Raw genomic sequence first — 24,887 nt, 5'->3', positions numbered from 1 at the left:
TCAGCCTGAAGCTGGGTCACCCTGTGTGATGATAGATCGGCAAGGAACGAGGCATCTTTATCTCCCCTCGATAACCGCCGGCAATTCTCACCTTCAGATATTTTCCGCAGCGCCGATAGCTATCGATATGTATCGCCCAACCATCGCCGAACGATCTATTCGGCATGGGGGTTGGAGCCGCTTTGGGAATGAAATCTATGGACTCGGCAGAATGGCTTCTGCTCGGCGGACTCATCTGCTGCGCCCTGCTGCTGCTGGATGGGTATCGCCGGGTAACAAGGCGGCAACGCCTGCCCGCAGGAACGCCGGTTGACGCCGCCCTTCCAGATAACGGGTCATTGCTCGGTCATGCGACTCCCACCCCATGCGCATGTGAGTCACGACCAGGGCAGACGCCCACTTTCACTGAAGGCAGCCTGATCGGCCGAACGGTCAACGTGCGGGGTCGTCTCGAGGCGCGCGAGACGCTTTGGATCGAAGGGAAGGTAGAGGGAGACGTCGCGGCCTATGGTCAACGGGTCATGGTCGGCACGGGTGCCTGGGTAGCGCCGTGGCTCGCGGCTCGCGAACTCCGTCTGGCGGGAACCTCTCTGGGCCGGCAGGAAGTATCGGAGCATGTCGTCGTCGAGATGGGGGCGCGGCTGGAAGGTCAGCTCTCCACGGCGAGCCTGCACTGCCACGAGGGTGCATGGCTCCAGGGAAATTTCGATATCGGCGGCAGACGAACTGTCCCTTCTCATCCCACCTCTCCCTGCCTTGCTTCACCCTGTATTGACTCCGAGTCCAGATAGCGATGACGAAACCTGGACGTTTACTCTCCGTGTTGACTGTTCGAGGAAGATGGTCATGCCTACCCCCATCGATCTGGCTTCGCTCTCTCTCAGCTCAAGCGCCGACGGCTCCCCCCGTCAAAGACTGGAAATGTTGCTGAGCCAGGCGGGGTTGGTTCCGCCGCCCCCCATCGTGGCGCCTCCCTCACCGACAGCAGACGATTCGACCCCGGGAGTCGGTTATCTGAGCGATCGGCTTCACTCGCTCAACGGCGTCATGTCCCAGTACGGACTGCGTTTCGAGTTGAGCGAATTCGATAGTCGAGTCATTACGCAAGTCGTCGATCGGACGACGGGAGAAGTTATCCGCCAGATTCCCGCCGAAGAGATGGTAAGAATCGCCGAGGCGTTCGCGGAAAATCAGGGGCGGCTGGTCGACGCTTCCGTCTGATTCACCATCGCGCCTCCTTCAGCCACGATTCGCGCAATGGGCAGTGACCTCGTACGCTGAACTCACCAGACACGAATCAGGGATGCGCGTGAATGCCAATCCGAGTCATGAAACCGCTGGGGCACTGGCTGCCGGCGGTCCTCTCCTGCGCTCTCTTTGCCGGCTGCACCACCTACGTCAACGCCCCCGAGAGCGATCTTCCCCCGGCACAGCAACAGCCCCGCGACCTCGATTATCGCGTGGTCAAGAATCGAACCTATACGCCACCGGATTGGCCCCAGCCGCTGCAGGCGGATATCTACCTGCCGGCAACCGCCGGCGCGGCGCGGCGCCCTGCCGTGATGATGGTCCACGGCGGCGGCTGGGAAGGCCGTTCGCGGGATGACATGACCCCGATCGCCAAGCGGTTCGTGCGTCGGGGTTATGTGGTGGTCAACGTAAGCTATCGTTTCGCGCCGGAGTATCGTTTCCCGGCCCAATTGAACGATCTGCAGGTCGCCCGCCACTGGATCGATGACCACGCCGGCGAATGGCGTATCGATTCGCAGCGCATCGCCGGTCTCGGCTACTCCTCCGGGGCCCATCTCGTCAGCCTGCTGGCGCTGGTGGCTGGCACGAGCAGCAGCCTGGACGCCCCCTACGGCGGAAGCGACACCGGCTTCGCGGCGGTCGTTTCCGGCGGCACGCCGGCAGACCTGCGGCTTTGGGACAGCGGTCGCCTGCTGATCCAGTTGATGGACGGGACCGAGGCGGAGCGTCCGACGGCCTATGCCGAGGCCTCGCCGGTCTTCCACGTTCACCCCGATTCGCCGCCCTTCTTTCTGTTTCACGGCAGCTGGGACGATCTCGTGCCCCCCGAGCAGGCCGAAACCTTCATGCAGGCGTTGGAAGCGAAGGGCAACCACGTGGAACTGCTCTGGATGAATGGCCGCGGCCACATCACGACCTTCCTGTTTCGCGGCAGCGCCGAGTCCGCAGCGCTGGATTTCCTGGCGCGGGAGATGCCGGCGCCGAACGCCTGAAGGCACACCGACAGCCAGGCCATCACGCGTGCCCCATCGTCGCACGCGGGGATACGTCGGAACGCTCGTCGGCTTGCACACGATCCGGAGTGCGCGCACCATTTACCGCCCTGATTATCCTTTTTGACGATAAGCTTATTACCGGGAGCCTGACGAGACGATGAGCCTTTGGCGCCGATTGACGGGAACCGATACGCGAGAACAGATCCACTTCCGTGCCCGTCTGGCACGCTATTTCCCGATCATTAGTTGGGCGCCCTACTACAACCGTCACCTGTTCAGCGAGGACCTGGTAGCGTCCATCATCGTCACCCTGATGGTGATCCCCCAGGCCCTGGCCTACGCCATCCTCGCCGGGCTGCCGGCGATCACCGGGCTCTATGCCAGCATGCTGCCGCTGATTCTCTATTCGATCTTCGGCACCAGCCGCACGCTGGCAGTGGGCCCGATGGCGATCGTCTCGCTGATGACCGCCGCCGCCCTCTCGCCCCTGTTCGTCAGTGGCACCCCGGCCTACAGCCAGGCTGCAATGACGCTTGCCATGCTCTCGGGCCTGATTCTGGCCGTCATGGGCCTGCTGCGGCTGGGGTTCTTCGCCAATTTCCTCAGTCATCCGGTGGTTTCCGGGCTGCTGACCGCTTCTGGCGTGCTGATCGCCGCCAGCCAGTTCGCCAGCCTGATCGGTATCGGCGGCTCGGGATTCACGCTGATCGACCAGATCGGCCATCTGCTGAGCCATCTCGGCAGCCTCCACTGGCCGACGCTGGCGCTGGGCGCGTCGGCACTGGCTTTTCTGCTGGTGATGCGTCGAGCCGGGCCGGTGCTGCAGAAGATGGGGCTGAGCGCCGGGAAGGCAACCTTCATCGTACGCCTGGGCCCGGTCATGGCCGTCGCCATCACTACGCTGGTCTCATGGGCGTTACAGCTCCCCACTCATGGTGTCAACGTGGTCGGCGACATCCCCGCACACCTGCCACCATTGAGCCTGCCGTCGTTCGAGCCGGGCCTGCTGCGCGACCTGCTGCTGCCGGCGTTCCTGATCAGCGTGGTCGGGTTCATCGAGTCGGTGTCGCTGGCACAGATGCTGGCCGCACGGCGACGTGAGCGCATCTCCCCGGATCAGGAGCTGGTCGGCCTCGGCACCGCCAACCTGGCGGCGGCCTTTACTTCCGGCATGCCGGTGACCGGCAGCCTGTCACGCACGGTGATCAATTTCGACGCCGGCGCCCGCACCCCGGCTGCCGGGGCATTCGCCGCACTGGGCGTCGGCCTGGTGATCCTGTTCCTGACGTCGCTGATCGCCTACCTGCCGATCGCCACACTGGCCGCCAGCATCATCGTCTCGGCGATGACGCTGGTCGACCTTCCCGGCCTCAAGCGAACCTGGCACTACTCCCGAAGCGATTTCGCCGCGATGCTGATCACCATCGTGCTGACCTTCGTCGAAGGGGTGGAGGCCGGTGTGATGGCCGGCGTGGGCGTCTCGCTGGCGCTCTACCTCTACCGCACCAGCCGTCCCCATACCGCGGAAGTCGGGCGCCTTCCGGGCACCGAGCACTTTCGCAACATCCGGCGTCATGAAGCGGAAGTCGATGACGAGATCGCCCTGCTGCGGGTGGACGAGAGCCTCTATTTCGCCAATGCGCGCTATCTGGAGGATACCGTCTACGGGCTGCTCGCCGACCGTGAGAACATGCGACACCTGGTGCTGATCTGCTCCGCGGTCAACCTGATCGACGCCTCGGCCCTGGAGAGCCTGGAGGCGATTAACGCCCGCCTGAAGGATTCGCAGGTCACCCTGCACCTGGCCGAGGTAAAAGGGCCAGTGATGGACATGCTCGGCAACAGCGACTTCCTCGATCACTTGACCGGCGAGGCCTATCTCAGCACCTTCGCGGCCTGGACCGATATCCGTCATCGCCTCGACGACGAACGTGCGGCGCTGCTGGCGGCAAAAGAGGCAGCGAGCGACGACCCTGCCGAAGAACCCGATCCGGATCCGGCCGAAACGCCGTCAACAGGCGGGAAGTCATAGCGATGCCGTCACTCCGCGCTCGCCGTGCTGGCGCCGCATGATCGGCAGGATGTCGTAGCAGGCGGAAAGATTGTGGCAGTCGGTCTTGGGCGCCGGGCTTTTCTCCCGCGAATAGCGTCGGTTGTCCGGGGTCAGGATGCGATACCAGCCGCCGTGCTCGTGATCGATCATGTGCTGCCAGCAGTAGTTGGCGATCTTGTCGTACCAGCGCCAGTAGCGCGCCTCCCCGGTCAGATCGCCGAGCATCGCGGCGGCCGCCAGGCTCTCGGCCTGAACCCAGTAGATCTTGTCCCGATTGAGGGGCAGGCGGTTGAAATCCACCCCGCCGATCAAGCCGCCATACTTGTCGTCCCACCCCTTTTCCACTGCCTCGATGAACAGCCGGCGCGCCGTCGGGAGCAGCCAGGCCTCAACCGGACGATGGTGATGGAGCCGCAGCAGCAACCTGACCCACCCGGTCTGATGACCGATCTGGAACCCCCAGGGTCGGAACTGGTCATCGGGACGGTCGCGGTGATAATCGAAATCGATATGCCAGTCGCGGTCGTAGTTCTCCCACAGCCAGCCATCGCCCATGGGGGCGAGCCGATGCCATAGCGTCCGGGCGATACCCAGCGCACGGTCGAGAAAGGCATTCTCGCCGCTGGCATCGAACGCCGCGATCAGCGCTTCGCAGCTCCGCTGGTTGACGCTCTGGCCACGATAGCCGGTCAGGTGCCAGTTCGCGTCCGCTTCGGCGGCGTAGAGCTGCGAATGGGACTCCAGGAACCGTCGGTCCATCAAGGCACGGACCCGATCGAGCCCGATTCGCGCCTCGGCAACCCCGGCCTTCAGCGCCGTCGCATAGGCCAGCATGACCCAAGCCAGCCCGTAGCAGTGATGGTTGGCGTCTTCCGCCTTGCCATGGTCCAGCGTCCAGGCGAACCCCTGGGTACGGGTCTGGTAGTGTTTCTCCTCGATGAACTTCAAGCCGTGGCGTGCCCATTTTAGGGCTTCGGGGGCGCCGGTGTGCATCGCGGAGCGGGCGTAGATGATCACGTAGCCGGCGCTGGAGACGAGATGTCGATGATGGCGGTTGTAGCGATGCCCGTCGTCGGTGAGATAGTGGTAGAAACCCGCCTGGGGGTCGATGCAGCGCGGGTGATAGAACGCCATGGTCCGGGCGATGTGCTGTTCGATCTGGTGCGGCGTGGTGAGCGGCATGGCGAACCTCGCTTCATGACGGATGCCGATGCACGAAGGATCCGGTACATGGCGACACCGGACGGATGCCGGATAGCGCCGAGGGTTTCGAATTCATTCTGGTCGGCATCGCCGACGGCCACAATGCGCCTCTCGTCGGATACCGGTCGGGCAACACAGGTGTCGATATTTTTCCTCAACATCGACAAAATTGACCAACCGACACCGATCGACCCCGACAGGGCCTGGCGATGACCGCAACTTCCGAACGATCCCCTACCGCGCTCGACGTCTACCGGCGCCTGAAAGCGGATATCATCCGCGGCGCCTATGCACCGCAGGAAAAGCTGCTGATGAGCCGGCTGAAGGCGGGCTACGCGACCGGCGTCGGCCCATTACGGGAGGCCTTGACCCGACTGATCGGCGAACGTCTGGTCACCGGTATCAGCCAGCGTGGCTATCGCGTGGCGCCGATGTCGGTGGCCGAACTGGCCGCGATCTACGACGCCCGCGCCGAACTCGAGGGCCTTCTGATCCGCCTGGCCATCGAGCGCGGCGACGATGACTGGGAGGCCTCGATCCTGGCCCGGGTCCATACCCTGGCCAAGGTCGACCGTATCAACGACGGCGAGGAGATGCTCGAGCGCTGGGACCGGCGACACCAGGCGCTTCACGATGCCATGGTCGCCGGCTGCGACTGCCTGCCGCTGCTGCAGTCGCGGGCGGCCCTGTTCGATCAGGCCCAGCGCTACCGCCATCTATGGCTACGCCGAACCGTATTCTCCGATCAGGCGTTGGCCGACAAGCACCACGAGCATCAGACGCTGGTGGACACGATTCTGTCACGCGATGCCACAGCCGCCAGCCGAATGATGCGCGAGCACCTGATGACGCCGGTGCCGATCATCCGCGAGCGGCTCGAGGAACGGGGCTGGGTCTAGTGGGGTGTCTCGCCGGGGCCATTGCGTGATATCGCCGCCGGGTGCCGCCGGACCGCATCGCTAGACCCCACCACGTCGTCCAGCATCACCCCGCGTCGCGGCTTGCCTGGCACCATCGCCTCCCCGATGCGGCTTCACGTAAGTCGCGGGCCATCACGCTGGAGGACCGGCAACCGGGCCATCGATCAGGCAATCGCCCCGTCGCGACGCAGATCCGCCAGCGCCTCGGCGTCCAGCGCCAACCACTCGCGCAGTACGCATGCCGTATGCTCCCCCAGACGTGGCGGCGACTGGGGCGACGTCATCCGACAGCCATCCAGCGTGATCGGGTTGCCCACCAATCTGGCACGGCGTCCATCCTCCATGGCGCTCTCGTGGGACATGCCACGATGACGTACCTGGGGATCGTCGAAGACCTGGTCGAGCGTGTTGATGGGCCCGCAGGGCACGCCATGGGCCTCCAGCAGCGCCAGCCATTCGTCGCGCGGCCTGGCGATCAACCGCGCCTCCAGCAGGGCGACCAGCACCTCGCGATGGGCCACCCGCTGGGCATTGGTGGCGAAACGCGGGTCTACCGCCCACGCTGGCTCGCCCAGCGCCTCGCACAGATGGCGAAACTGACTGTCGTTGCCCACGGTGACGATGAGATGCCCATCGGCAGCGGCAAACGCCTGGTAGGGCACGATGTTGGGATGCGCATTGCCCATGCGCTGTGGCGTCTGCCCGCTGGTGAGGTAGTTGAGCGCCTGATTGGCAAGTACGCCGACCTGGACATCCAGCAGCGCCATGTCGATGTAGCCGCCCTCGCCGGTGGCATCCCGGCGGCGCAGCGCCGCCAGGATCGCGTTGGCGGCATAGAGTCCGGTGAAGATGTCGGTGATCGCGACGCCGACCTTCATCGGCTCGCCGCCCTGCGCGTCGGGCGCACCGGTCAGGCTCATCAGCCCGCCCATGCCCTGGATCAGGAAGTCGTAGCCGGCGCGGCCGGCGTAGGGCCCGTCCTGGCCGAACCCGGTGATCGAGCAGTAGATCAGGTCCGGTTTGAGTCGCTGGAGGCTGGCGTAGTCGAGACCATAGGCGGCCAGCCCGCCGACCTTGAAGTTCTCGATCAAGACATCGGCCTTCGCCGCCATACGCCGAACCAGCTCCTGCCCCCTCGCAGTCGACAGGTCGATGGCGACCGAGCGCTTGCCGCGGTTGGCACTCAGGAAGTAGGCGGACTCTTTCATCCCGGCACCCGATTCCGGGCTGGTGCCCGACGCCGTGCCGACGCCGTCGAGCCACGGCGGGCCCCAGGCCCGGGTATCGTCGCCCCGCCCCGGTCTCTCGATCTTGATCACCTCGGCGCCGAGATCCGCCAGTTGCTGCGTGCACCAGGGACCGGCGAGCACCCTCGAGAGGTCCAGCACCTTGAGGCCGGCCAACGGTTTGGATAGCTCACGCATCGTCTTCAACCGAACGCCTGGATGCCGGTCTGGGCGCGCCCCAGGATCAGCGCGTGGACGTCGTGCGTCCCCTCGTAGGTGTTGACCGTCTCCAGGTTGATCATGTGGCGGATCACGCCGAATTCCAGCGAAATGCCGTTGCCGCCATGCATGTCTCGGGATACGCGGGCAATGTCGAGAGCCTTGCCGCAGTGATTGCGCTTGATCAGCGAGATCATTTCCGGGGTCGCCTGGCCGGCGTCCAGCAGCCGCCCGACCCGCAGACACGCCTGGAGGCCCAGCGCAATCTCCGTCTGCATGTTGGCCAGCTTGACCTGGACCAGTTGAGTGGCGGCAAGGGGCCGGCCGAACTGCTCCCGATCCAGGGTGTACTGGCGGGCGGCGTGCCAGCAGAATTCCGCCGCCCCCATGGTGCCCCAACCGATCCCGTAACGGGCCTTGTTGAGACAGCCGAATGGACCGCTCAGCCCGGCAGCGCCGGGCAGCAGCGCCTCCTCGTCGACGAAGACATCATCGAGCACGATCTCGCCGGTGACCGAGGCCCGCAACGACGCCTTGGCCTGAATGGTGGGCGTGGAGAAACCAGCGGCGCCACGGTCGACCAGAAACCCCTTGATCTTGCCTTCGTGAGCATCGGACTTGGCCCATACCACGGCGACGTCGGCGATGGGGCTGTTGGTGATCCAGGTCTTCTGGCCACTGAGGCGATAGCCGCCATCGACCTTCCTGGCCCGAGTCTGCATGCTGCCGGGGTCAGAGCCCGCATTGGGCTCGGTCAGACCGAAACAGCCCACCATCTCGCCGCTCGCGAGTTCGGGCAGATAACGCTGCTTCTGCGCTTCGCTGCCATAGGCCTCGATCGGGTGCATCACCAGCGACGACTGCACGCTCATGGCGGAACGATAGCCGGAATCGACCCGCTCGACCTCGCGCGCGATCAGGCCGTAGGCCACGTGGTTGGCGCCCGCCCCACCGTAGGCCTCGGCCACCGTGGCTCCCAGCAAGCCGAGTTCGCCCATCTCCCGCAGGATCTCGCGATCGAAATGGTCGCGCTCGAAGGCCTCCAGCACGCGAGGCTGCAGGCGCTCCTGGCAGTAGTCGCGGGCCAGTTGCTGAATCTGGCGTTCCTCGTCACCGAGCTGCTGGTCGAATAGTAAAGGGTCATCCCACTGGAAACCGGACATGGTTGGCGCTCCTGACATCGATGGAATCGCCCGGCTTCGACGGCACGGACGAGCAAGATATGCTCAGGGTACCGTCATATTGAATGTCGACACTATTGGATGAATGTCTACATTTTTTCCAAACAGCGCTCGCCGACCCGTCCCGTCTGAGCCGGCATCAGCCGCCAGCAATCGTCACAGGCTGGCAGCGCCTGGCGATCATGGCCCAGCAGTAGCGCCGTGCGTCCTGCCAACCAAGCATCCAGTGTCGACTTGATCGAGGCTGCCGTTTCGGCATCCAGCCCGCTCAAGGGCTCATCCAGGATCACCAGCGGCGAATTGCGCAACATCACCCGCGCCAAGGCGACTCGACGCGCCTGGCCGCCGGACAGCTGGCGCCCCTGCTCGCCGACCCAGGTTTCCAGGCCGTCCGGCAGCGATCGCGCCCAGGCCCCGAGTTCGACACTGGCGAGCACGGCCCAGAGTTCGGCATCGCTGGCATCCGGGTTTCCCATACGCAGGTTGGCAGCCAGGGTGTCGTGGAACAGTTCGCTGCGCTGGGTGAGATAGCCGATTCGCGCTCGCAACGAGTCGGGCGCCAGCCGGGCGATATCCTGGGAGGCGAATTCGACGCGCCCCGCCTGAGGGTCGAACGCGCTTACCGCCAACTGCGCCAGTGTCGACTTGCCGATCCCCGAGGGGCCGATGATGGCGACTTTCCTGCCGGCTCCGATGACCAGATTCAGGTCGCTGAAAACGGTTCGCGCGCCGTGGCTGACCGCGACGTCCCGATAGACCAGCGATGGCGCCGCCCCTCCGGATGTGAGCCGGTCTCCGGCCAGCGGCGTCTTGAGCTCGGCCTGGCCATTGAGCCGCTCGGCGGCCCGCACCGTGGCCCCCAGTTGGATGAATGCCATCGGCAGATTACCCAGTCCCTCGCTGACCGCCAGCGTGCCCAGCGCCAGCATCACCATCACCGGCCCGCTCACCTGGCCGCCGCGATAGGCCTCGAGCCCCACCAGCAGAACCAGCAGCGTCGCCAGTTGGATGCCGAGCGTGACAACGAGATTGCCCGTGGCAGTTCGACGGCCGAGTTGGCGCTGGTCGTCGATCAGCGCCTGCTCCTCGCGGCGCCAGAGCGCGCGATGTGTCTCCAGGGCCCGATAGCTGGTCAATTCGGCCAGCCCCTCGACCTGCTCGATGGCGCGTGTCCGCAGCCGTTCCTGCCGATCGATCCGGCGATGGCTGGCGCGCCAACCCCACCAGCCGCAGCCGACGGTCGCCGTTACGCCCAGCGGCAACAGAATGGCCAGCAGTACGATTCCGGCAACGGGCAGGAAGGCGCAGGCGAAAGCGGCGAATGCCAGCACGCTGATCAGAGCCACCAGCGGCGGCGCCAGCAGGCGTAGATAGAGATTGTCGAGCGTGTCGATATCCGCCGTCAGTCGATGGAGCCACTGGGAAGCGCGGGCCCGTGCCAGCGTGCGCGCATCCAGGGTGACCAGGCCAGCGAATACGCGCCCGCGAAGGTCCGCCAGCAGTCGCAATATGGTGTCGTGGTTGTAGAGCCGTTCCAGATAGCGGCTGGCGGTGCGAGAGACGGCGAAGAACCGGATACCGCTGCCGGGCGTGAACACGTCCAGGTAACCGATTGCGCTGACCGCGGCGATCGCCGTGGCGGTGATGAACCAGCCGGACAGCGAGAGTAGCCCGAGTGCACTGAGCAGCGTGGCAAGCATCAGCAGCGCGCCGATCAGAAGCCGGCCGCGACGCTCGGCCAGGACGCCGAGCCATGGCCGCAGTGAGAGCAGTGCTTTCATGAGTGCGCCTCCCGGGAGACATCCGGACGCTCGACCGCGGACAGCCTGCCCGCTTCGATCGCGAGGACGCGACCGGCCATGGCCATGATCGTGGGGTGATGGGTCGCGACGATCAGGGTGCGACCGCTGGCGGCCAACCGGGTCAGGCCCGCGATGACCTCGCGCTCGGTCTCCGGATCGAGGGCTGCCGTCGGTTCGTCCAGCAGCACCAGCTTCGCTGGTGAGAGGAAGACCCTCGCCAGCGCCAGCCGCTGCCCCTCGCCGCCGGAAAGTCCGAAGCCGCGCTCGCCCAGAGACGTATCGAGACCTGCCGGCGTCGAGGCGAGCCACGCCTGAAGCCCCGCCTGCTGCAAGGCGTCGCGCAACGCCTCGTCGCTGGCGTCCGGCGCTACCAGCCGCAGGTTGTCGGCCAGCGTCCCCTGGACGATTAGCGGTCGCTGGTCCAGCCACGCGATTGCTGGGGTCGGTGTGGCCCGAACCCTGCCCGCGCTGGGCGCGATGAAGCCCGCAATCAGTTGCAGCAGACTCGACTTGCCACTGCCGGAGGGACCGATCAGCGCCACGACCTCGCCGGGAGCGATCTTCAACGACACCGGCCCGAGAATTCGCTCTCGCCCGCGATGGCGCAACTCGACAGCGTCGAGCGCAACCGCGCCAGGAAGCTGTCGCGGGGTCTCGTCCAGCCCGGTTTCACCGTCGATTCTTCCCGGTGCGACCTTCTCGTCGGCCTCCGGCTCCAGCAGCGCCACCAGCCCTTCCGCCGCGCCAAGGGCGGAAGCCCGGTCATGGTAGTGCTGGGAAAGGGTGCGCAGCGGCTGGAAGAACTCCGGTGCCAGCAGCAGGATGAACAACCCGCTGAACAGGTCAAGCTGGTCGGCGGGGCCGTACTGGATATAGCCCAGCAGGCCGAAGCCAATGTAGATCGCCACCACCGCGACGGAGACCGCCGCGAAGAATTCGAGCACCGCCGACGACAGGAAGGCCACCCTCAGCGTCTTGAGGCTTCGCCGCCGATAGTCGTGGGCGACCTCGCTCACCTCCTCGGCGCTGCGCTCGGCCAGACCGAACAGCTGCAGTGTGGTGATGCCCCGAACCCGGTCGAGGAAGTGTCCCGAGAGCCGGGTGACCGCCTGGAACTGCGCCTCGTTGAGGCGCTGCGCGCCCATCCCGATCAGCGCCATGAACAGTGGAATCAGCGGTGCCGCGATCAACAACCAGATCGCCGCCAGCCAGTTGAGCCAAAACACCACGGCGAGGTAGATCAAGGGGATCAGCGCCGCCAGCACCATCTGCGGCAAGAAGCGGGCGTAGTAGCCCTCCAGCGACTCGACCTGGTCCACCAATTGGCTGGCGAGACCGGCGCTATGCCGCGACGCCAGCCGCACCGGCCCCAACTGCTGCAGACGCGCCAGCAAACGGGCACGCACCTGCTGCTTCACCCGCAGCCCGCAGGCCTGGCCGCAGACTTCCTGCCCCCATTGCGCCAGTGCCCGGGCGGCAATGGCAGCGACGATCATCGAGATCCCACCGACGACCGTCTCGAGCGAGGCGCCGTCCGAGATCACCCGGTCGACGACCCAGGCCAGCGCGCCCATCTGGACCAGCGTGGCAACCCCCACCAACAGGCCACAGCAGACGGCGCCTCGATACCAGGGCCGGACAGCGGCCGTCTGCTGCCTCAACCACTCGCGTGACGGGTTCGCGGATCGCCTGGCGGCACTCAATGGTAGCCCTCTCCGACGCGCACCTTGCCGCGGAAGACCCAGTAGGACCACGCGGTGTAGGTCAGCACGATCGGCACCACGAACAGCACTCCGATCAGGATGAAGAACTGGGATTCCGGCGCCGAGGCGGCGTCCCAGAGCGTGTAGTCCGGCGGGATCACGTAGGGCCAACGGCTGACCAGCAGTCCGAGGTAGGTGAAGATGAACAGGCCCAGCGTCAACAGGAACGCCAGCCCTTCACGACGACGGCGAGTGGCAAGGTAGATGCCCGCCGCGCAGAGCAGGGCCGCGAACGGCAGCAGCCAGATCACCTGCAGATGGTCGAACCAGCGGTCGAACACGCCCGGATCGATCCAGGGTGTCCACAGACTGACGATGACGAATATCGCCAGTACGCCGATCAGCAGCCCGGGAATCAAGCCACGCGCCCACTCGCGAACATGCCCTTCGGACTTCAGCACCAGCCAGGTCGCGCCCAGCAGGGTGTAACCGACCACCAACCCGATTCCGGTGAGCACCGAGAACGGCGTCAACCAGTCGAACGCCCCGCCGGTATAGACGCGATCCGCGGTTTCGAAGCCCTGAATGTAGGCCCCCACCACACAGCCCTGGGCGAACGCCGCGACGAAGGAACCGCCGGCGAAGGCCGCGTTCCACCACCCCCGCGTCCGCTTGGACTTGAAGCGAAACTCGAACGCCACGCCACGGAAAATCAATCCGGCCAGCATCAGGAATACCCCCAGGTAGAGCGCCGGGAGCAGGATGGTGTAGACCAGCGGGAACGCCGCGATGAGACCGGCACCACCGAGCACCAGCCAGGTCTCGTTGCCGTCCCATACCGGTGCGACGGAGTTCATCATCACGTCGCGGGCATCCTCGTCGGGGGCGAACGGAAACAGGATGCCCAGGCCCAGGTCGAACCCATCCATCAGCACGTACATGATCACGCCGAAAGCGATGATGACGGCCCAGATCAGCGACAGATCGTACATTTCCATGGCTCAGCTCCTGGATGATGCGGTGGTGCCGTCGAATGGCACGTGGGTGGCGGACAAGGGACGCATGGGGCGATCGACATCATGGACTTCCTCATCCGCACCGAGGTCGTCCAGCCCCTGGCGAACGACCTTGAACAGGTAGTAGATACCCGCCCAGAAGATCACCGCGTAGACCGCGACATAGCCGATCAACGTCGCCAGCACCATGCCGCCCGTCAGCGAGGGCGTGACCGCGTCCGCATAGGAGAGCACGTTGTAGACCAGCCAGGGCGAGCGCCCGATTTCGGTCACGAACCACCCCGCCAGTACCGCGATGAACGGTGCCAGGCTCATGCCCTGCAGGCCATGCAGGAACCAGCGCGAGGTATATAGCCTGCCGCCACGGCGAAGGACCAGCCCGGTGACCGCAAACGCGATCATCAACAGTCCCAGGGCGACCATGACCCGGAAGCTGTAGAAGACGATCCATACCGGCTGCTGCTGATCGACCGGGATTTCCTTGAGCCCTGGGACCACGCCATCGACATCGTGACGCAGAATCAGGCTGGCGCCGTTGGGGATACCGATCTCGAATCGGTTGGCCTGGAGCTCGCGGTCCGGTAGCGCGAACAGCAGCAGCGGGACATTGGACTGGGTCTCCCAATTCCCCTCCATGGCCGCAACCTTCATCGGCTGGTGCTCGAGGGTGTTGAGACCGTGTTCGTCACCCACGAACGCCTGGAGCGGTGCCAGAATCAGCAGCAGCCACATGGTCATGGAAAGCGCCCGCTTGTGCGCCTCGACATCGCGTCGTCTGAGCAGGAACCAGGCACTGACCCCGCAGACCACGAAGCCTCCGGTCAGGAAGGCCGCCAGCGCCATGTGCGCGAATCGATACGGGAAGGATGGCGTGAACATGGCCTCCAGCCAGGAGGTCACGTGCAGGACACCCTCGCGGATCTCGTAACCCTGCGGCGTCTGCATCCAGCTGTTGGTGGCCAGGATCCAGAAGGCCGAGATGAAGGTACCGATGGCGACCATCAGCGCGGCGAAGAAATGCACCGACGGCGAGACACGATGGCGGCCGAACAGCAACACGCCAAGGAATCCGGCCTCAAGGAAGAACGCGGTGATCACTTCGTAGCTCAGCATCGGCCCGATGAAATTCGAGGCGAACTGGGAGAAATTGCTCCAGTTGGTGCCGAACTGGAAAGCCATGACGATGCCGGAAACCACGCCCATGCCGAAGACGACGGCGAAGATCTTGGTCCAGAACAGGCCCAGACGATCCCAGACCGCGTTGCCGGTCGCGACGTAGAGACCCTGCAACACCGCCACATAGGAAGCGAGCCCTATCGTGAACACGGGAAATATTGCGTGAAAAGAGACCACGAAAGCGAACTGCAATCGTGATAGCAGGATAGGATCTAACGCCATGGCTGACTCCTCGCAAGCGCCAGGGCAGCGGTTCCCTCATGCCCCGACGGCAGCTGTTTCATCTGACTGTTTGCTGTTTGTCCTTCGCCCGGCCATTGCAGCCGTTCGATGCGTCCTATCATAAGCGCGACCCTCGGCCGGGCCGCCGTGTCCGGTTGTCGCAGGCCCGTGTCGCGCGGTTGCGTACAACGCTCTAGACAACCTAGGCAATGCTGCCGAAAGTCGCCAACCACAAGGGTTCCCAAGCCTCCGCGCCACTCAGACACCCGGCTTTCATCCCGGTGGATTCCAGGACATCTGCGACAATATGCCTGCCTGACATTTCATGACGATCGGGGCCGCCTCGCGTCGCCACGCGACAAAAGGCCTTGGTCAAATGGTCATACAAAGTCAGATCGCGTAAGGTTCGAATGACATACAGGCTAATGGCTATCCCGCTATTGGATCTCGCCTGACTCTTCTCTCCCTGCTCACGAGGCGCTTCGTGACCGACCCGACCACCTCGACCGCCCGACCGGCTTCCCCGGCCCAGACGACAAGGGCTGGTCCCGTGCCGGCCCTGTGGATGCTGGTCATGATTACCCTGGCCGGCACGCTGGCCATGCACATCTTCGTGCCGGCGCTGCCGATCGCCGGAGAGGCGCTGCACGCCGACAACGCCCGAATGCAGTTGACCATCAGCCTCTACATACTGGGTCTGGCGCTCGGCCAGCTCTTCTATGGCCCGCTTTCCGACGCGCTGGGGAGACGCCCGGCGTTAATGCTCGGCATGGCCATCTACAGCATCGCGGGCGTCGTCGCCTGGCAGGCGCAGAGCGTCGAGATGCTGATCGCGGCGCGTTTCTTCCAGGCCTTCGGCGGCTGCGCCGGGCTGGCGCTGGGGCGCGCCATGATTCGTGACACCGCGGCCCCGGATCGAGCCGTGCAGCGGCTGGCGGTGCTCAATCTGGTGGTCGCCATCGGCCCGGCCATGGCACCGCTGATCGGCAGCCTGCTGACGTCGACGCTGGGTTGGCGAACCGTGCTGCTGGCACTCTGCCTGATGGGCGTCGGCAACCTGCTGTTCGTCTGGCGGCTGATGCCGGAAACGGCACAAGCCACCGGCCGCATCAACCTGCCCAATCTGGCCCGCGAATATCGCACCCTGCTTCACTCTCCCGCGTTCATCGGTTACGCGATCGGCGGGGGTTGCGTCACCACGGCGATGTTCGCTTTCGTCGCCTCGGCACCGTTCATCTTCGTCGAACAGCTGGGCAAGCCGGCGAGCCACGTGGCTTATTACCTGTCGCTGCTGATCCTCAGCATCTCGCTGGGCAACTTCATCACCAATCGCGCCATCCACCGCATCGGCCTGGTTCGATTGATGCTGTCCGCCAGCCTGCTGAGCCTGGCGGGTGGAATCTCGATGCTGGTCATCGTGCTGGCCGGCTGGGCTTCGGTGGTCACCCTCGAGGCCTCGGTTCTGCTGTTTACCTTCGGGGTGGGAATGACCGGGCCGACCGCGTTGACGCTGGCCGTGGGAATCAATCCCAAGGTGGTCGGTTCCGCGGCCGGGCTCTACGGATTCGCCCAGATGGGCATAGGCGCCCTGTGCACGGCGTTGGCCGGCCTGGGCGACAACCCGGCCCTGGGAGCGGCCGTGGTACTGGCCACGGCTGCCGTGATCGGCCAGATCGCGTTGAGGAGCGCGCTGCGATTCGATCGCCAGCCACCGGGTTGAAGCCGCCAGCGGGACGTCTCGGGTCTCTCCGAGGCCGCTCGCGCGCCTGATGCGTTCGTCTAACGGAGCGCCCTCCCGATCTTCGGTAGTGTAGGCATACCACGACAACGCAGGTGGCCGTGCTCCGCCACGCCCACCGGAACGGTCTAGGGGATGCCCATGAACGCTATCTGGATCGCCCTGTTCGGTACCGTGTGTTTCGTGATGGGCTATCGGTTCTATTCGAAGTTCATCGCCGAACGCATCTACCGACTCGAAGCCGATTTTCAAACGCCGGCGCACACCTATCGCGACGGCGTCGACTACGTTCCCACCAACAAATGGATTCTGTGGGGCCACCATTTCACCTCGGTGGCCGGGGCGGCGCCCATCGTGGGGCCTGCCATCGCGATCTACTGGGGCTGGCTGCCGGCGATCCTGTGGGTGGTACTGGGCACCGTCTTCGCCGCCGGCGTCCACGACTTCGGCGCGGTGGTACTTTCCAACCGCCACAAGGGCCACTCGATCGGGACACTGGCCAACCGGCTGATCGGACAGCGTGCCAAACTGCTGTTCCTGTTCATCATCTTGATTCTGGTATTGATGGTCAACGCGGTCTTCGCCTGGGTCATCGCCAAGCTGTTCATCACCTTCCCGGCCAGCGTGCTGTCGGTCTTCATCCAGATCCCGCTGGCCGTGTGGATCGGCTATCGCGTCTATCGCCATTCGGGCTCGATGCTGTTGCCGTCGGTGATCGCTCTGGCGGTGATGTATGGCGCGGTGCTGGTGGCCAGCGAGGTGCCACTGCTGCAGTTCGACCTGGTGAACTGGTTCGGTGGTGCCGACGCGCCGGTCGTCGGCGGCTTCAACGGCACCTCGATGGCTTTTCTGGTCTGGATCGTCGTGTTGATGGTGTACGTCTACATCGCCTCGACGCTTCCGGTCTGGAAGCTGCTGCAGCCGCGCGATTACATCAATTCGCATCAGTTGGTGGTTGGCCTGGCGCTGCTGTACCTGGGGCTGCTGTTCGGCGCGCCGGAGATGACCGCGCCCAGCATCAACGGCGAGGCGGAAATCAGCTGGTACCCGCTGCTGTTCATCACCATCGCCTGCGGCGCGATCTCCGGCTTCCACGGCCTGGTCGCCTCGGGCACCACCTCCAAGCAGCTCGACAAGGAGACCGATGCGCGGATGATCGGCTATGGCGGCGCCCTGGGCGAAGGCATGCTGGCGATGATCGCGATCATCGCGGTGGGCACCCTATTCGCTTCAGGCGCCGACTTCACCGCCACCTACTCGAGCTTTTCCGCGGCCGGCTCCAACGGCCTGGGATCGTTCGTGCGGGGCGCTGGGCAGCTCGCCGGCAATCTCGGCATTCCCGAACACGTGGGGTCGACGCTGATCGCGGTCATCGTGGTGAGCTTCGCCGCCACCACCCTGGATACCGCCGTGCGCCTGATGCGCTACATCATTGCCGAACTGGGCAATGAGTACGGCATGCCGGTCATCGCCCGCAAGCACGTCGCAACCAGCATTGCCGTGGTGACCAGCGGTGCGCTGGTCATCCTGCCGGAAGGTCCCAACGGCTTCGGCTCCGGCGGCTACCTGCTGTGGCCGTTGTTCGGCACCAGCAACCAACTACTGGCCGGCATCACGCTGATGCTGGTCTCGGTATGGCTCAAGCGCCAGGGCCGTCCGGTGATCTTCACCCTGGCCCCCATGCTGTTCCTGCTGGTCATGACGCTATGGGCGATGGGGCAGCAGGTGATCTTCACCTGGTCGGGTTTCGGCGATGCCGACCGCAACTGGCTGCTGTTCATCTTCGGAAGCCTGATCATGGTGTTCACGCTGTGGATCCTCCTCGAGGCATCGCGCAGCTTCCGCCAGGGTGAAGCAACCCCTCAGGGCCAGGCGCTGAGTTCCGATGAATCGCCCTGACAAGGAAGGCTCCGCGGTTGCCTTGTGGCGATCGCGGTTGCATCGCGCGATCCAGGGATACGACGCGGTCCTGAGCCTGCCGCACCGGCGCGAAATCGCCCGGGAGCTGCAGGATGAGGAGGATCTCTTCATGCTGCTTTGCTTCTGCGACATGATGGGGATACCCAATCCCGTCAGTGACATGACTCTGGAGCTCTACCCGCACATGCTAGATCGCTTCCATGAGTGGCACACACGCCAGGGCATGCCGCGCTCGCCCCTGGCGGGCTTCCGCTGCTGCTAGGCGGGCGCATGTCGCACAAGGAACCCAGCATGGCCAAGAGCCTCTTCTTCGGTGGCAAGGGCGGCGTCGGCAAGACCAGCTGCGCCACCGCCTATGCGTTGAGCTGCGCGGCAGCCGGCTGGCGCACCCTGCTGGTCTCCACGGACCCGGCCCACAACCTGGCCGATCTTTTCGGACGCTCGCCGGGGCCGAGCCCAACGCGCATGCAGGCCGGTCTCGACGTCGTCGAGCTCGATCCCGACCACGAGACGCATCGTTACCTGGAACAGGTCAAGGCCACGCTGCGTCCCCTGGTCAGTGGCGAGCGCAGCGAAACCGTATTTCGCCAACTCGACCTCGCACGGCACGCTCCCGGCACCGAGGAAGCCGCCCTGTTCGATGCCTTGGTCGGCCTGTTGCTGGATACCGGCGAAGCGTACGATCGGTTGATCTTCGACACCGCGCCCGGCGGACACACGGTACGTCTGCTGGCGCTGCCCGAGATCATGGGCGCCTGGGTGGAGGGGCTGATGCAACGCCGCCGCAAGGTGCGCAGCGACTACAAGGCGTGGCTCGGCGACGGCGAGGTCGTCGACGACCCCATTCAGGAGACGCTGATGCGCCGCCGCGGACGCCTCGCCGCGGCCCGCGAGCACCTGACCTGCCCCGCGCACTCAGCGGTGATCCTGGTCGCCAATCCGGAACGCCTGCCGGCGCTGGAAACCGCGCGCACCCGCGAGTTGCTCGAGAGCCACGGGCTGCACGTCGGCGCCGTGGTCATCAACAAGTGCCTGCCTGCCGAGGTCGACAGCCAATGGCTCGCCAACTGGCGCGACGAGCAACGCCCCTGGATCGATCATCTCGAAGCGACCTTCCTAGACCGCGAGCGCATACGTATCGATCACCAGTCCCATGCCCCGGCCTGCTGTGATGATCTGGTACCCCTCCAGCAAGCGCTGAGCGGGTTGGCACCCTGGCATGCTCAGCCATGACAGTCGGGTGGCCCGAATCGATTGCCTAGCGCGTGCCGATCACGCCGTAGACCAGCCACGCGGTGTAGGCCACGAAACTGATCAGCAGCACGGCACCTTCCAGCCGATTGATGCGGCCCTGCCCCTTGATGCCGATGCCGAACACCAGCAGCGCCAGCGTCAATGCCGCCATGACCGGCCAATCCCGGATCAGCACGTCGGGATCGACGTCGATGGGATGTATCACGCCGGCCAGGCCGACCACCGCCAGGGTGTTGAACAGGTTGGAGCCCACCACGTTGCCGATCACCAGATCGTGCTCGTTCTTGCGCACCGCGCTGATGGAAGACGCAAGCTCCGGCAGCGAAGTGCCGATGGCAACCACCGTCAGCCCGATGACCAGATCGCTCACCCCGAACGCCTCGGCGACCGTGACCGCGCCCCAGACCAGAAAGCGCGAACTGACGATCAGCATCAGCAAGCCGACCAGCGTCCAGACCACGCCGCGCTTCAGCGACATGGCGTCTCCTGCCGCGTGCGTCTCGACATCGGCCTCCAGCGCGTCGCCGTGGGTACGGCTTGCCCGCCAGATGCTGTAGCCGATGAATCCGAACAGCAGCGCGAGCAGGACGACCGCATCGATGCGCGAGATCACGCCGTCATGCAGGCACCACAGTGAAATCAGCGTCATCCCCCCGAGCACCGGCAACTCCTGGCGGATCACTTGAGAGTGCACCGTCAGCGGGCTGATCAGCGCCACCAGTCCCACGATCAGGGCGATATTGGTAATGTTCGAGCCGTAGGCGTTCCCCAGCGCCAGGCCGGGATTTCCCTGGACGGCTGCCAAAGCCGAAACCATCAGCTCCGGAGCCGAAGTGCCGAAGCCGATCACCACCATGCCGATCAACAATGGCGGAAGCCCCAGGTGACGGGCCGTCGCCGCCGCGCCATCCACGAACCGATCGGCACTCCAGACCAGTACCACGAGTCCGGCCACAATGGCCGCCAACGCCATCCACACGTTAGGATCTCCTTTATGTTCGTACGGCCCCGGCAACCGATGACGGGGCGGCGGCAGAGCGTTCGGATGCGCTCCGGCGCTCGCCAGAAAGCGCCTCTACCACTCATGTAAGCGATTGTGCTTCTTCGGCAAAACGGCCTTGGCCTACTATAGTATCCAAGCGGCTGAACTATCATGACTTTTCGACAACGACGTCAGCGTCTTCAAGTGCATCCAGCAAACATGCACGGACGTATGTATTCCAGTAACATGCTGACGTAAAGCAGCGTGGTACGCCTCTCATCCAGCTTTCGCATCGGGTACGGCTTTGGCAGCAGGCAAGAGTGACTCCGACATCGACAAGGCGACCTTCCTGACGCCTCGACGGACGCGTCGTCGTCTTCGTGCCTGCCACGAATGCGACTTGCTGGTCGCGCTTCCGCCCCTGCATCCCGGCGAGCGAGCGAGTTGTCCACGCTGTGGCCATACGCTGAGCCACCGTCATTGTCGCCCCGCCGAACGCAGCCTGGCATTCGCCATCAGCGCCTTGATGGCGCTGGCGGCGGCACTCTACTTCCCGTTCATCAGTTTCGAAGCGCGCGGTGTCAGCAACGCCATTCATCTCGCCGACACCTCCGCCAGTCTCGTCAGGTTTCACGAGCCTTTCGTCGGCATGCTGGTGCTGCTGACGGTGGTGGTGCTGCCCATGGTCTACCTTGTTGCCGTCATCTGGCTGCACCTCGGCCTCCTGCAACGACGTCCGCTGCCGCGGAGCTACCGCATCGCCCGCGCGCTCTCCCATCTAGGCCCCTGGATGATGGCGGACGTGTTCGTCATCGGCGCCCTCGTCAGCCTGATCAAGATCGCCGGCATGGCATCCGTCGACCTGGGCCTGTCATTCTGGGCGTTCTGCGTCTATGCCCTGCTGCTGCTGCTGACCACACGCTCCATCGACACCGACTGGATGTGGTTCTCGCTGGTGGGTGAACCGCTCGCCCCCGAGGGGAGCCGACCGGGCCAGCCGGCCGCCGAGCAGAAGCTCACCGGCTGCCCGACCTGCGGCCTGGTCAACCGCCTTGGTCATTTCGGACGCGGGCGCTGCCAGCGCTGTGGCGAGCCGCTACGCTTCCGGAGTCCTCACAGCCTGCAGAAGACCTGGGCACTGCTGATCGCGGCGACACTCTGCTACATCCCCGCCAACCTCTACCCGATCATGACCACCACGTCGCTGGGCAACGAAACGCCCTCGACCATCATCGGCGGCGTCATGATCTTCCTCAGTCATGGCGACTGGCCCATCGCGCTGGTCATCTTCACTGCCAGTGTGGTGGTGCCGATCGGAAAGGTCTTCGCACTCGGCTGGCTCTGCATCACGGTCGGACGCAGCGGTGAATCCGAATTCAAGCACAAGCGCCAGAAGCTGTACCGGATCACCGAGCTGATCGGCCGCTGGTCGATGATCGACGTCTTCGTGGTCGCCATTCTGGTGTCGCTGGTCCACGCCGGATCGCTGCTGTCGATCACGCCAGGGCCAGCAGCGCTCGCCTTTTCCGCCGTGGTCATCATTACCATGCTGGCCGCGATCAGCTTCGACCCACGCCTGATCTGGGACGCGCGCAACATGCAGCCTCACATGCCGGCCGCGCTCAAACGCCAGTCACCCTATTCGCCTGTCAAGGAAGCCGACGATGCCTGATTCGATGCAACGCGCCAAACGAGTGTCGCAATCGCGACTCTCGCCGATCTGGATAGTGCCTCTGCTGGCGGCGCTGATCGGTGCCTGGATGGTGTGGGACAACATCTCCAGCCGAGGGCCGTTGATCACGCTCAACATGGACAACGCCGAGGGGATAGAGGCCGGCAAGACCCTGATCAAGACGCGTAATGTCGAGGTCGGCCATGTCGAAGCCGTACGTCTGTCCGACGACCTGTCGCACACCGTGGTGACGGCACGCATGTCCAACGATGCGGCGAGAATGCTCAATACCGAGACGCGCTTCTGGGTAGTCAAGCCGCGCATCGGACGCGAAGGCATCAGCGGTCTCAATACCGTGCTGTCCGGCGCCTACATCCAGCTCGCGCCGGGCAAGAGCGATGAAGCTCAGGACAGCTTCGATGTCCTCGAGCAGCCGCCGGTCGCGCCGCCGGATGCGCCTGGACTCAGGGTCAACCTGGTGAGTCAGGTTGGCAATTCACTCAGCGCCGGCGACCCGGTCACCTATCAGGGCTACACCGTCGGTCGCGTGGAGAGTACCGACTTCGACCCCGAAAAACGGGAGATGCGCCACCGTATCTTCATCCAGTCCCCCTACGACAGCCTGGTGACCGATACCACGCGTTTCTGGAGCTCTTCCGGTATCGACGTACAACTGGATTCGGAGGGGGTTAACGTCAATCTGGACTCGTTCGAGACGTTGATCAGCGGCGGCGTGACCTTCGGCGTTCCCGAGGATATCGCCCGCGGCAACCCCGCCAAGCAGGACGCGACCTACACCCTCTACAACAACGAGGAGAGTGCGCGCGAGGGAACCTACGACCAGTACATCGAATATGTCCTGCTGGTCGATGACACCGTTCGTGGACTCAGTCGCGGGGCGCCGGTGGAGTATCGTGGCGTGCGCGTGGGCACGGTCGTCAGTGTCCCCTGGCACTTCACCGCCCCGCAGCCCGATACCCTGACCCAGTTCGCGATCCCGGTACTGATTCGGATCGAGCCCCAGCGGCTGGAGAGCAGCGAAGACGTCAACGAGGACATCGACGACCAGGAAGTCAGGGATCGTTTCCAGACCATGTTCAAGGATTATGGTCTGCGGGCGACGCTGAAGGCCGGCAACCTGCTGACCGGTGCCCTGTTCGTCGATCTCAACTTCAGCCAGGACGCCGATCCCTACAAGTCGCTGACGTTCGACGGCAAGCCCGTGTTCCCGACCGTTTCCGGTGGTTTCGCGCAGATCGAACAGAAGATCTCGAACCTGCTGGACAAGCTCAACGACCTGCAAGTCGAGCCGATTCTCGAGCGCCTGGATCAGACGATGCAGACCTCCCAGCAGACGCTGGAGCAAGTGCGCCAGATCGCCGAGTCGGTCAATGCCATCGTCTCCGACCCCGCGACGCAACAGCTACCGGGCAGTCTCAACGACACGCTCCAGGAGTTGCAGAATACGCTGAACGGCTTCTCTGCCGGCTCCTCCGGGTACCGTCAGTTGAATGACACCCTCAAGCAGCTGGAAATACTGATGCGCGACCTGCAGCCGGTAGCCAAGACCCTTCGCGAGCAGCCCAATGCGCTGATCTTCGATCGCGAAGTCCAAACCGACCCTGTGCCGAGAGCTCCCCAATGATGGCCTCAACCATGTTCCGCTGGCGCCAGTTCGGCGCCACGACCCTGCTGATGATCGCGACCGCGGCCCTGGCCGGCTGTGCCGCGCAATCGACACCGGCCAATCGCTTTACCCTACCAGAGATCGAGAGTCCGCCGTCGCCAGCCTCAGCGATCTCCGCGAACCAGCAACTCAGTGTCAGCCCGGTCGAGGTGGCCAGCTATCTCGATCAGGAAGGTATCGTGATGCAGACCAGCGATATCGAGCTCAACGCCGCCAACCAGAATCTGTGGGCCGAAGAGCTGGGCCACCAGTTGACACGCCAGTTGCGCCAGTCGCTCTCTGCCGAGCTCCCGAGCGTGACAGTCGTCAGCTCGGCTCAGGGTGGCGCTGGGGCGCAGCGACTATCGTTGAGCGTCGATCAGTTCCAGGGTCGCTACGACGGTCGCGCCGTGGTCTCCGGGGAGTGGCAACTCCACGACGGTAACCGATTGGTGATGCAACGGCATTTCGATGTGACCCGGCCGCTGGAGAATGACGGCTATCCGGCACTGGTGCGTGCGTTGGGTGCGGTGTGGAAGGACGTGGCGCGGCAGGTCGCGGCGGCGATTCGCGCGGCGCCAGCCGCCGAATGAAGGGCGCCAGTTCGACGGACTCGTTCGGACACTGATTGGCATCGGCCCGGGTCGCCCTCCCGTCCCCGGGTGGATGAATCTGGCAAACCCTGTGG

Annotated in this window: 20 protein-coding genes; 12 read left to right on the top strand and 8 right to left on the bottom strand. The window is 64.7% G+C overall.

The annotated features are described in order from the left end of the window. Window positions 1-164 precede the first annotated feature (164 nt). The 4 genes from DOM54_RS20610 to DOM54_RS10465 all read left to right on the top strand — a co-directional run bounded on the left by DOM54_RS20610 (window position 165) and on the right by DOM54_RS10465 (window position 4,278). Window positions 165-791, top strand: a complete 627-nt coding sequence (locus DOM54_RS20610; RefSeq protein ID WP_110716267.1) for a bactofilin family protein — start codon at window positions 165-167, stop codon at window positions 789-791. 55 nt (window positions 792-846) lie between these two features. Continuing rightward, on the top strand, window positions 847-1,221 hold the full coding sequence (locus DOM54_RS10475) for a flagellar protein FlaG (RefSeq protein ID WP_240613853.1): 375 nt from the start codon (window positions 847-849) through the stop codon (window positions 1,219-1,221). A 92-nt stretch (window positions 1,222-1,313) separates the two neighbouring features. Further along, window positions 1,314-2,243 (top strand): alpha/beta hydrolase, encoded by a 930-nt coding sequence (locus DOM54_RS10470; protein ID WP_206019072.1) that lies wholly within the window; start codon window positions 1,314-1,316, stop codon window positions 2,241-2,243. 160 nt (window positions 2,244-2,403) lie between these two features. Then, complete coding sequence (locus DOM54_RS10465) at window positions 2,404-4,278, top strand: SulP family inorganic anion transporter (RefSeq protein WP_110716265.1); 1,875 nt, start codon at window positions 2,404-2,406, stop codon at window positions 4,276-4,278. Here DOM54_RS10465 and DOM54_RS10460 read toward each other — a convergent pair. Then, complete coding sequence (locus DOM54_RS10460; protein ID WP_110716264.1) at window positions 4,273-5,481, bottom strand: AGE family epimerase/isomerase; 1,209 nt, start codon at window positions 5,479-5,481, stop codon at window positions 4,273-4,275. The two genes, DOM54_RS10465 and DOM54_RS10460, sit on opposite strands and share 6 nt — an antisense overlap. A gap of 230 nt (window positions 5,482-5,711) precedes the next feature. On the opposite strand from DOM54_RS10460, the gene csiR reads away from it, so the two are divergent. Continuing rightward, on the top strand, window positions 5,712-6,401 hold the full coding sequence (csiR, locus tag DOM54_RS10455; protein WP_110716263.1) for a DNA-binding transcriptional regulator CsiR: 690 nt from the start codon (window positions 5,712-5,714) through the stop codon (window positions 6,399-6,401). Between the two features lie 185 nt (window positions 6,402-6,586). Here csiR and DOM54_RS10450 read toward each other — a convergent pair whose 3' ends face one another. From DOM54_RS10450 to DOM54_RS10425, 6 genes are all read right to left on the bottom strand, one after another. Next, the gene (locus DOM54_RS10450) at window positions 6,587-7,846 is read right to left on the bottom strand and encodes a CaiB/BaiF CoA transferase family protein (protein ID WP_110716653.1); all 1,260 of its coding nucleotides are present in this window, start codon (window positions 7,844-7,846) and stop codon (window positions 6,587-6,589) included. A 5-nt stretch (window positions 7,847-7,851) separates the two neighbouring features. Beyond that, window positions 7,852-9,030 (bottom strand): acyl-CoA dehydrogenase, encoded by a 1,179-nt coding sequence (locus tag DOM54_RS10445; protein WP_110716262.1) that lies wholly within the window; start codon window positions 9,028-9,030, stop codon window positions 7,852-7,854. Between the two features lie 107 nt (window positions 9,031-9,137). Further along, window positions 9,138-10,829 carry a thiol reductant ABC exporter subunit CydC gene (cydC, locus tag DOM54_RS10440; RefSeq protein ID WP_110716261.1) on the bottom strand — a complete coding sequence of 564 codons (1,692 nt, stop codon included), beginning with the start codon at window positions 10,827-10,829 and terminating at the stop codon, window positions 9,138-9,140. Then, on the bottom strand, window positions 10,826-12,511 hold the full coding sequence (gene cydD / locus DOM54_RS10435; RefSeq protein ID WP_240613852.1) for a thiol reductant ABC exporter subunit CydD: 1,686 nt from the start codon (window positions 12,509-12,511) through the stop codon (window positions 10,826-10,828). The genes cydC and cydD overlap by 4 nt, the downstream gene beginning before the upstream one ends. Before the next feature lie 38 nt (window positions 12,512-12,549). Further along, entirely contained in the window at window positions 12,550-13,551 is a 1,002-nt protein-coding gene (cydB, locus tag DOM54_RS10430; RefSeq protein WP_110716259.1) for a cytochrome d ubiquinol oxidase subunit II, read from the bottom strand. A gap of 3 nt (window positions 13,552-13,554) precedes the next feature. After that, on the bottom strand, window positions 13,555-14,967 hold the full coding sequence (locus tag DOM54_RS10425; RefSeq protein WP_110716258.1) for a cytochrome ubiquinol oxidase subunit I: 1,413 nt from the start codon (window positions 14,965-14,967) through the stop codon (window positions 13,555-13,557). Window positions 14,968-15,451: 484 nt separating this feature from the next. Between DOM54_RS10425 and DOM54_RS10420 the strand changes: the two genes are divergently transcribed. The 4 genes from DOM54_RS10420 (at window position 15,452) to DOM54_RS10405 (ending at window position 19,858) form a co-directional block, all read left to right on the top strand. Continuing rightward, window positions 15,452-16,687 (top strand): multidrug effflux MFS transporter, encoded by a 1,236-nt coding sequence (locus tag DOM54_RS10420; RefSeq protein WP_206019071.1) that lies wholly within the window; start codon window positions 15,452-15,454, stop codon window positions 16,685-16,687. 159 nt (window positions 16,688-16,846) lie between these two features. After that, a complete protein-coding gene (locus DOM54_RS10415; protein ID WP_110716652.1) occupies window positions 16,847-18,604 on the top strand; it encodes a carbon starvation CstA family protein in 1,758 nt (585 codons plus the stop codon). Next, the gene (locus DOM54_RS10410) at window positions 18,591-18,887 is read left to right on the top strand and encodes a cory-CC-star protein (RefSeq protein ID WP_110716256.1); all 297 of its coding nucleotides are present in this window, start codon (window positions 18,591-18,593) and stop codon (window positions 18,885-18,887) included. The genes DOM54_RS10415 and DOM54_RS10410 overlap by 14 nt, the downstream gene beginning before the upstream one ends. A 29-nt stretch (window positions 18,888-18,916) precedes the next feature. Further along, a complete protein-coding gene (locus DOM54_RS10405) occupies window positions 18,917-19,858 on the top strand; it encodes an ArsA family ATPase (RefSeq protein WP_162619827.1) in 942 nt (313 codons plus the stop codon). 25 nt (window positions 19,859-19,883) lie between these two features. Here the strand turns inward: DOM54_RS10405 and DOM54_RS10400 are convergent, their stop codons facing one another. Next, on the bottom strand, window positions 19,884-20,858 hold the full coding sequence (locus DOM54_RS10400) for a calcium/sodium antiporter (protein WP_110716254.1): 975 nt from the start codon (window positions 20,856-20,858) through the stop codon (window positions 19,884-19,886). Between the two features lie 307 nt (window positions 20,859-21,165). Here DOM54_RS10400 and DOM54_RS10395 point away from each other — a divergent pair, with 307 nt between their 5' ends. From DOM54_RS10395 to DOM54_RS10385, 3 genes are read left to right on the top strand one after another with little or no spacing between them, the layout of a single operon-like run. Further along, complete coding sequence (locus DOM54_RS10395) at window positions 21,166-22,533, top strand: PqiA/YebS family transporter subunit (RefSeq protein ID WP_110716253.1); 1,368 nt, start codon at window positions 21,166-21,168, stop codon at window positions 22,531-22,533. After that, on the top strand, window positions 22,526-24,178 hold the full coding sequence (gene pqiB, locus DOM54_RS10390; RefSeq protein ID WP_110716252.1) for an intermembrane transport protein PqiB: 1,653 nt from the start codon (window positions 22,526-22,528) through the stop codon (window positions 24,176-24,178). Before DOM54_RS10395 ends, pqiB begins: the two co-directional genes overlap by 8 nt. After that, a complete protein-coding gene (locus tag DOM54_RS10385) occupies window positions 24,175-24,792 on the top strand; it encodes a PqiC family protein (RefSeq protein WP_240613851.1) in 618 nt (205 codons plus the stop codon). The genes pqiB and DOM54_RS10385 overlap by 4 nt, the downstream gene beginning before the upstream one ends. Window positions 24,793-24,887 lie beyond the last annotated feature (95 nt).

The organism is Salinicola acroporae (assembly GCF_003206615.1).
In the GTDB taxonomy this organism is placed as follows: domain Bacteria; phylum Pseudomonadota; class Gammaproteobacteria; order Pseudomonadales; family Halomonadaceae; genus Salinicola; species Salinicola acroporae.
This window is presented reverse-complemented; position numbering and strand designations above follow the sequence as displayed.

Bases quoted from the DNA above. Each gene is read 5' to 3' on its own strand.
- DOM54_RS20610 (WP_110716267.1), top strand. From the start codon at position 165: ATGGGGGTTGGAGCCGCTTTGGGAATGAAATCTATGGACTCGGCAGAA.
- DOM54_RS10475 (WP_240613853.1), top strand. From the start codon at position 847: ATGCCTACCCCCATCGATCTGGCTTCGCTCTCTCTCAGCTCAAGCGCC.
- DOM54_RS10470 (WP_206019072.1), top strand. From the start codon at position 1,314: ATGCCAATCCGAGTCATGAAACCGCTGGGGCACTGGCTGCCGGCGGTC.
- DOM54_RS10465 (WP_110716265.1), top strand. From the start codon at position 2,404: ATGAGCCTTTGGCGCCGATTGACGGGAACCGATACGCGAGAACAGATC.
- DOM54_RS10460 (WP_110716264.1), bottom strand. From the start codon at position 5,481: ATGCCGCTCACCACGCCGCACCAGATCGAACAGCACATCGCCCGGACC.
- csiR (WP_110716263.1), top strand. From the start codon at position 5,712: ATGACCGCAACTTCCGAACGATCCCCTACCGCGCTCGACGTCTACCGG.
- DOM54_RS10450 (WP_110716653.1), bottom strand. From the start codon at position 7,846: ATGCGTGAGCTATCCAAACCGTTGGCCGGCCTCAAGGTGCTGGACCTC.
- DOM54_RS10445 (WP_110716262.1), bottom strand. From the start codon at position 9,030: ATGTCCGGTTTCCAGTGGGATGACCCTTTACTATTCGACCAGCAGCTC.
- cydC (WP_110716261.1), bottom strand. From the start codon at position 10,829: ATGAAAGCACTGCTCTCACTGCGGCCATGGCTCGGCGTCCTGGCCGAG.
- cydB (WP_110716259.1), bottom strand. From the start codon at position 13,551: ATGGAAATGTACGATCTGTCGCTGATCTGGGCCGTCATCATCGCTTTC.
- DOM54_RS10425 (WP_110716258.1), bottom strand. From the start codon at position 14,967: ATGGCGTTAGATCCTATCCTGCTATCACGATTGCAGTTCGCTTTCGTG.
- DOM54_RS10415 (WP_110716652.1), top strand. From the start codon at position 16,847: ATGAACGCTATCTGGATCGCCCTGTTCGGTACCGTGTGTTTCGTGATG.
- DOM54_RS10410 (WP_110716256.1), top strand. From the start codon at position 18,591: ATGAATCGCCCTGACAAGGAAGGCTCCGCGGTTGCCTTGTGGCGATCG.
- DOM54_RS10405 (WP_162619827.1), top strand. From the start codon at position 18,917: ATGGCCAAGAGCCTCTTCTTCGGTGGCAAGGGCGGCGTCGGCAAGACC.
- pqiB (WP_110716252.1), top strand. From the start codon at position 22,526: ATGCCTGATTCGATGCAACGCGCCAAACGAGTGTCGCAATCGCGACTC.
- DOM54_RS10385 (WP_240613851.1), top strand. From the start codon at position 24,175: ATGATGGCCTCAACCATGTTCCGCTGGCGCCAGTTCGGCGCCACGACC.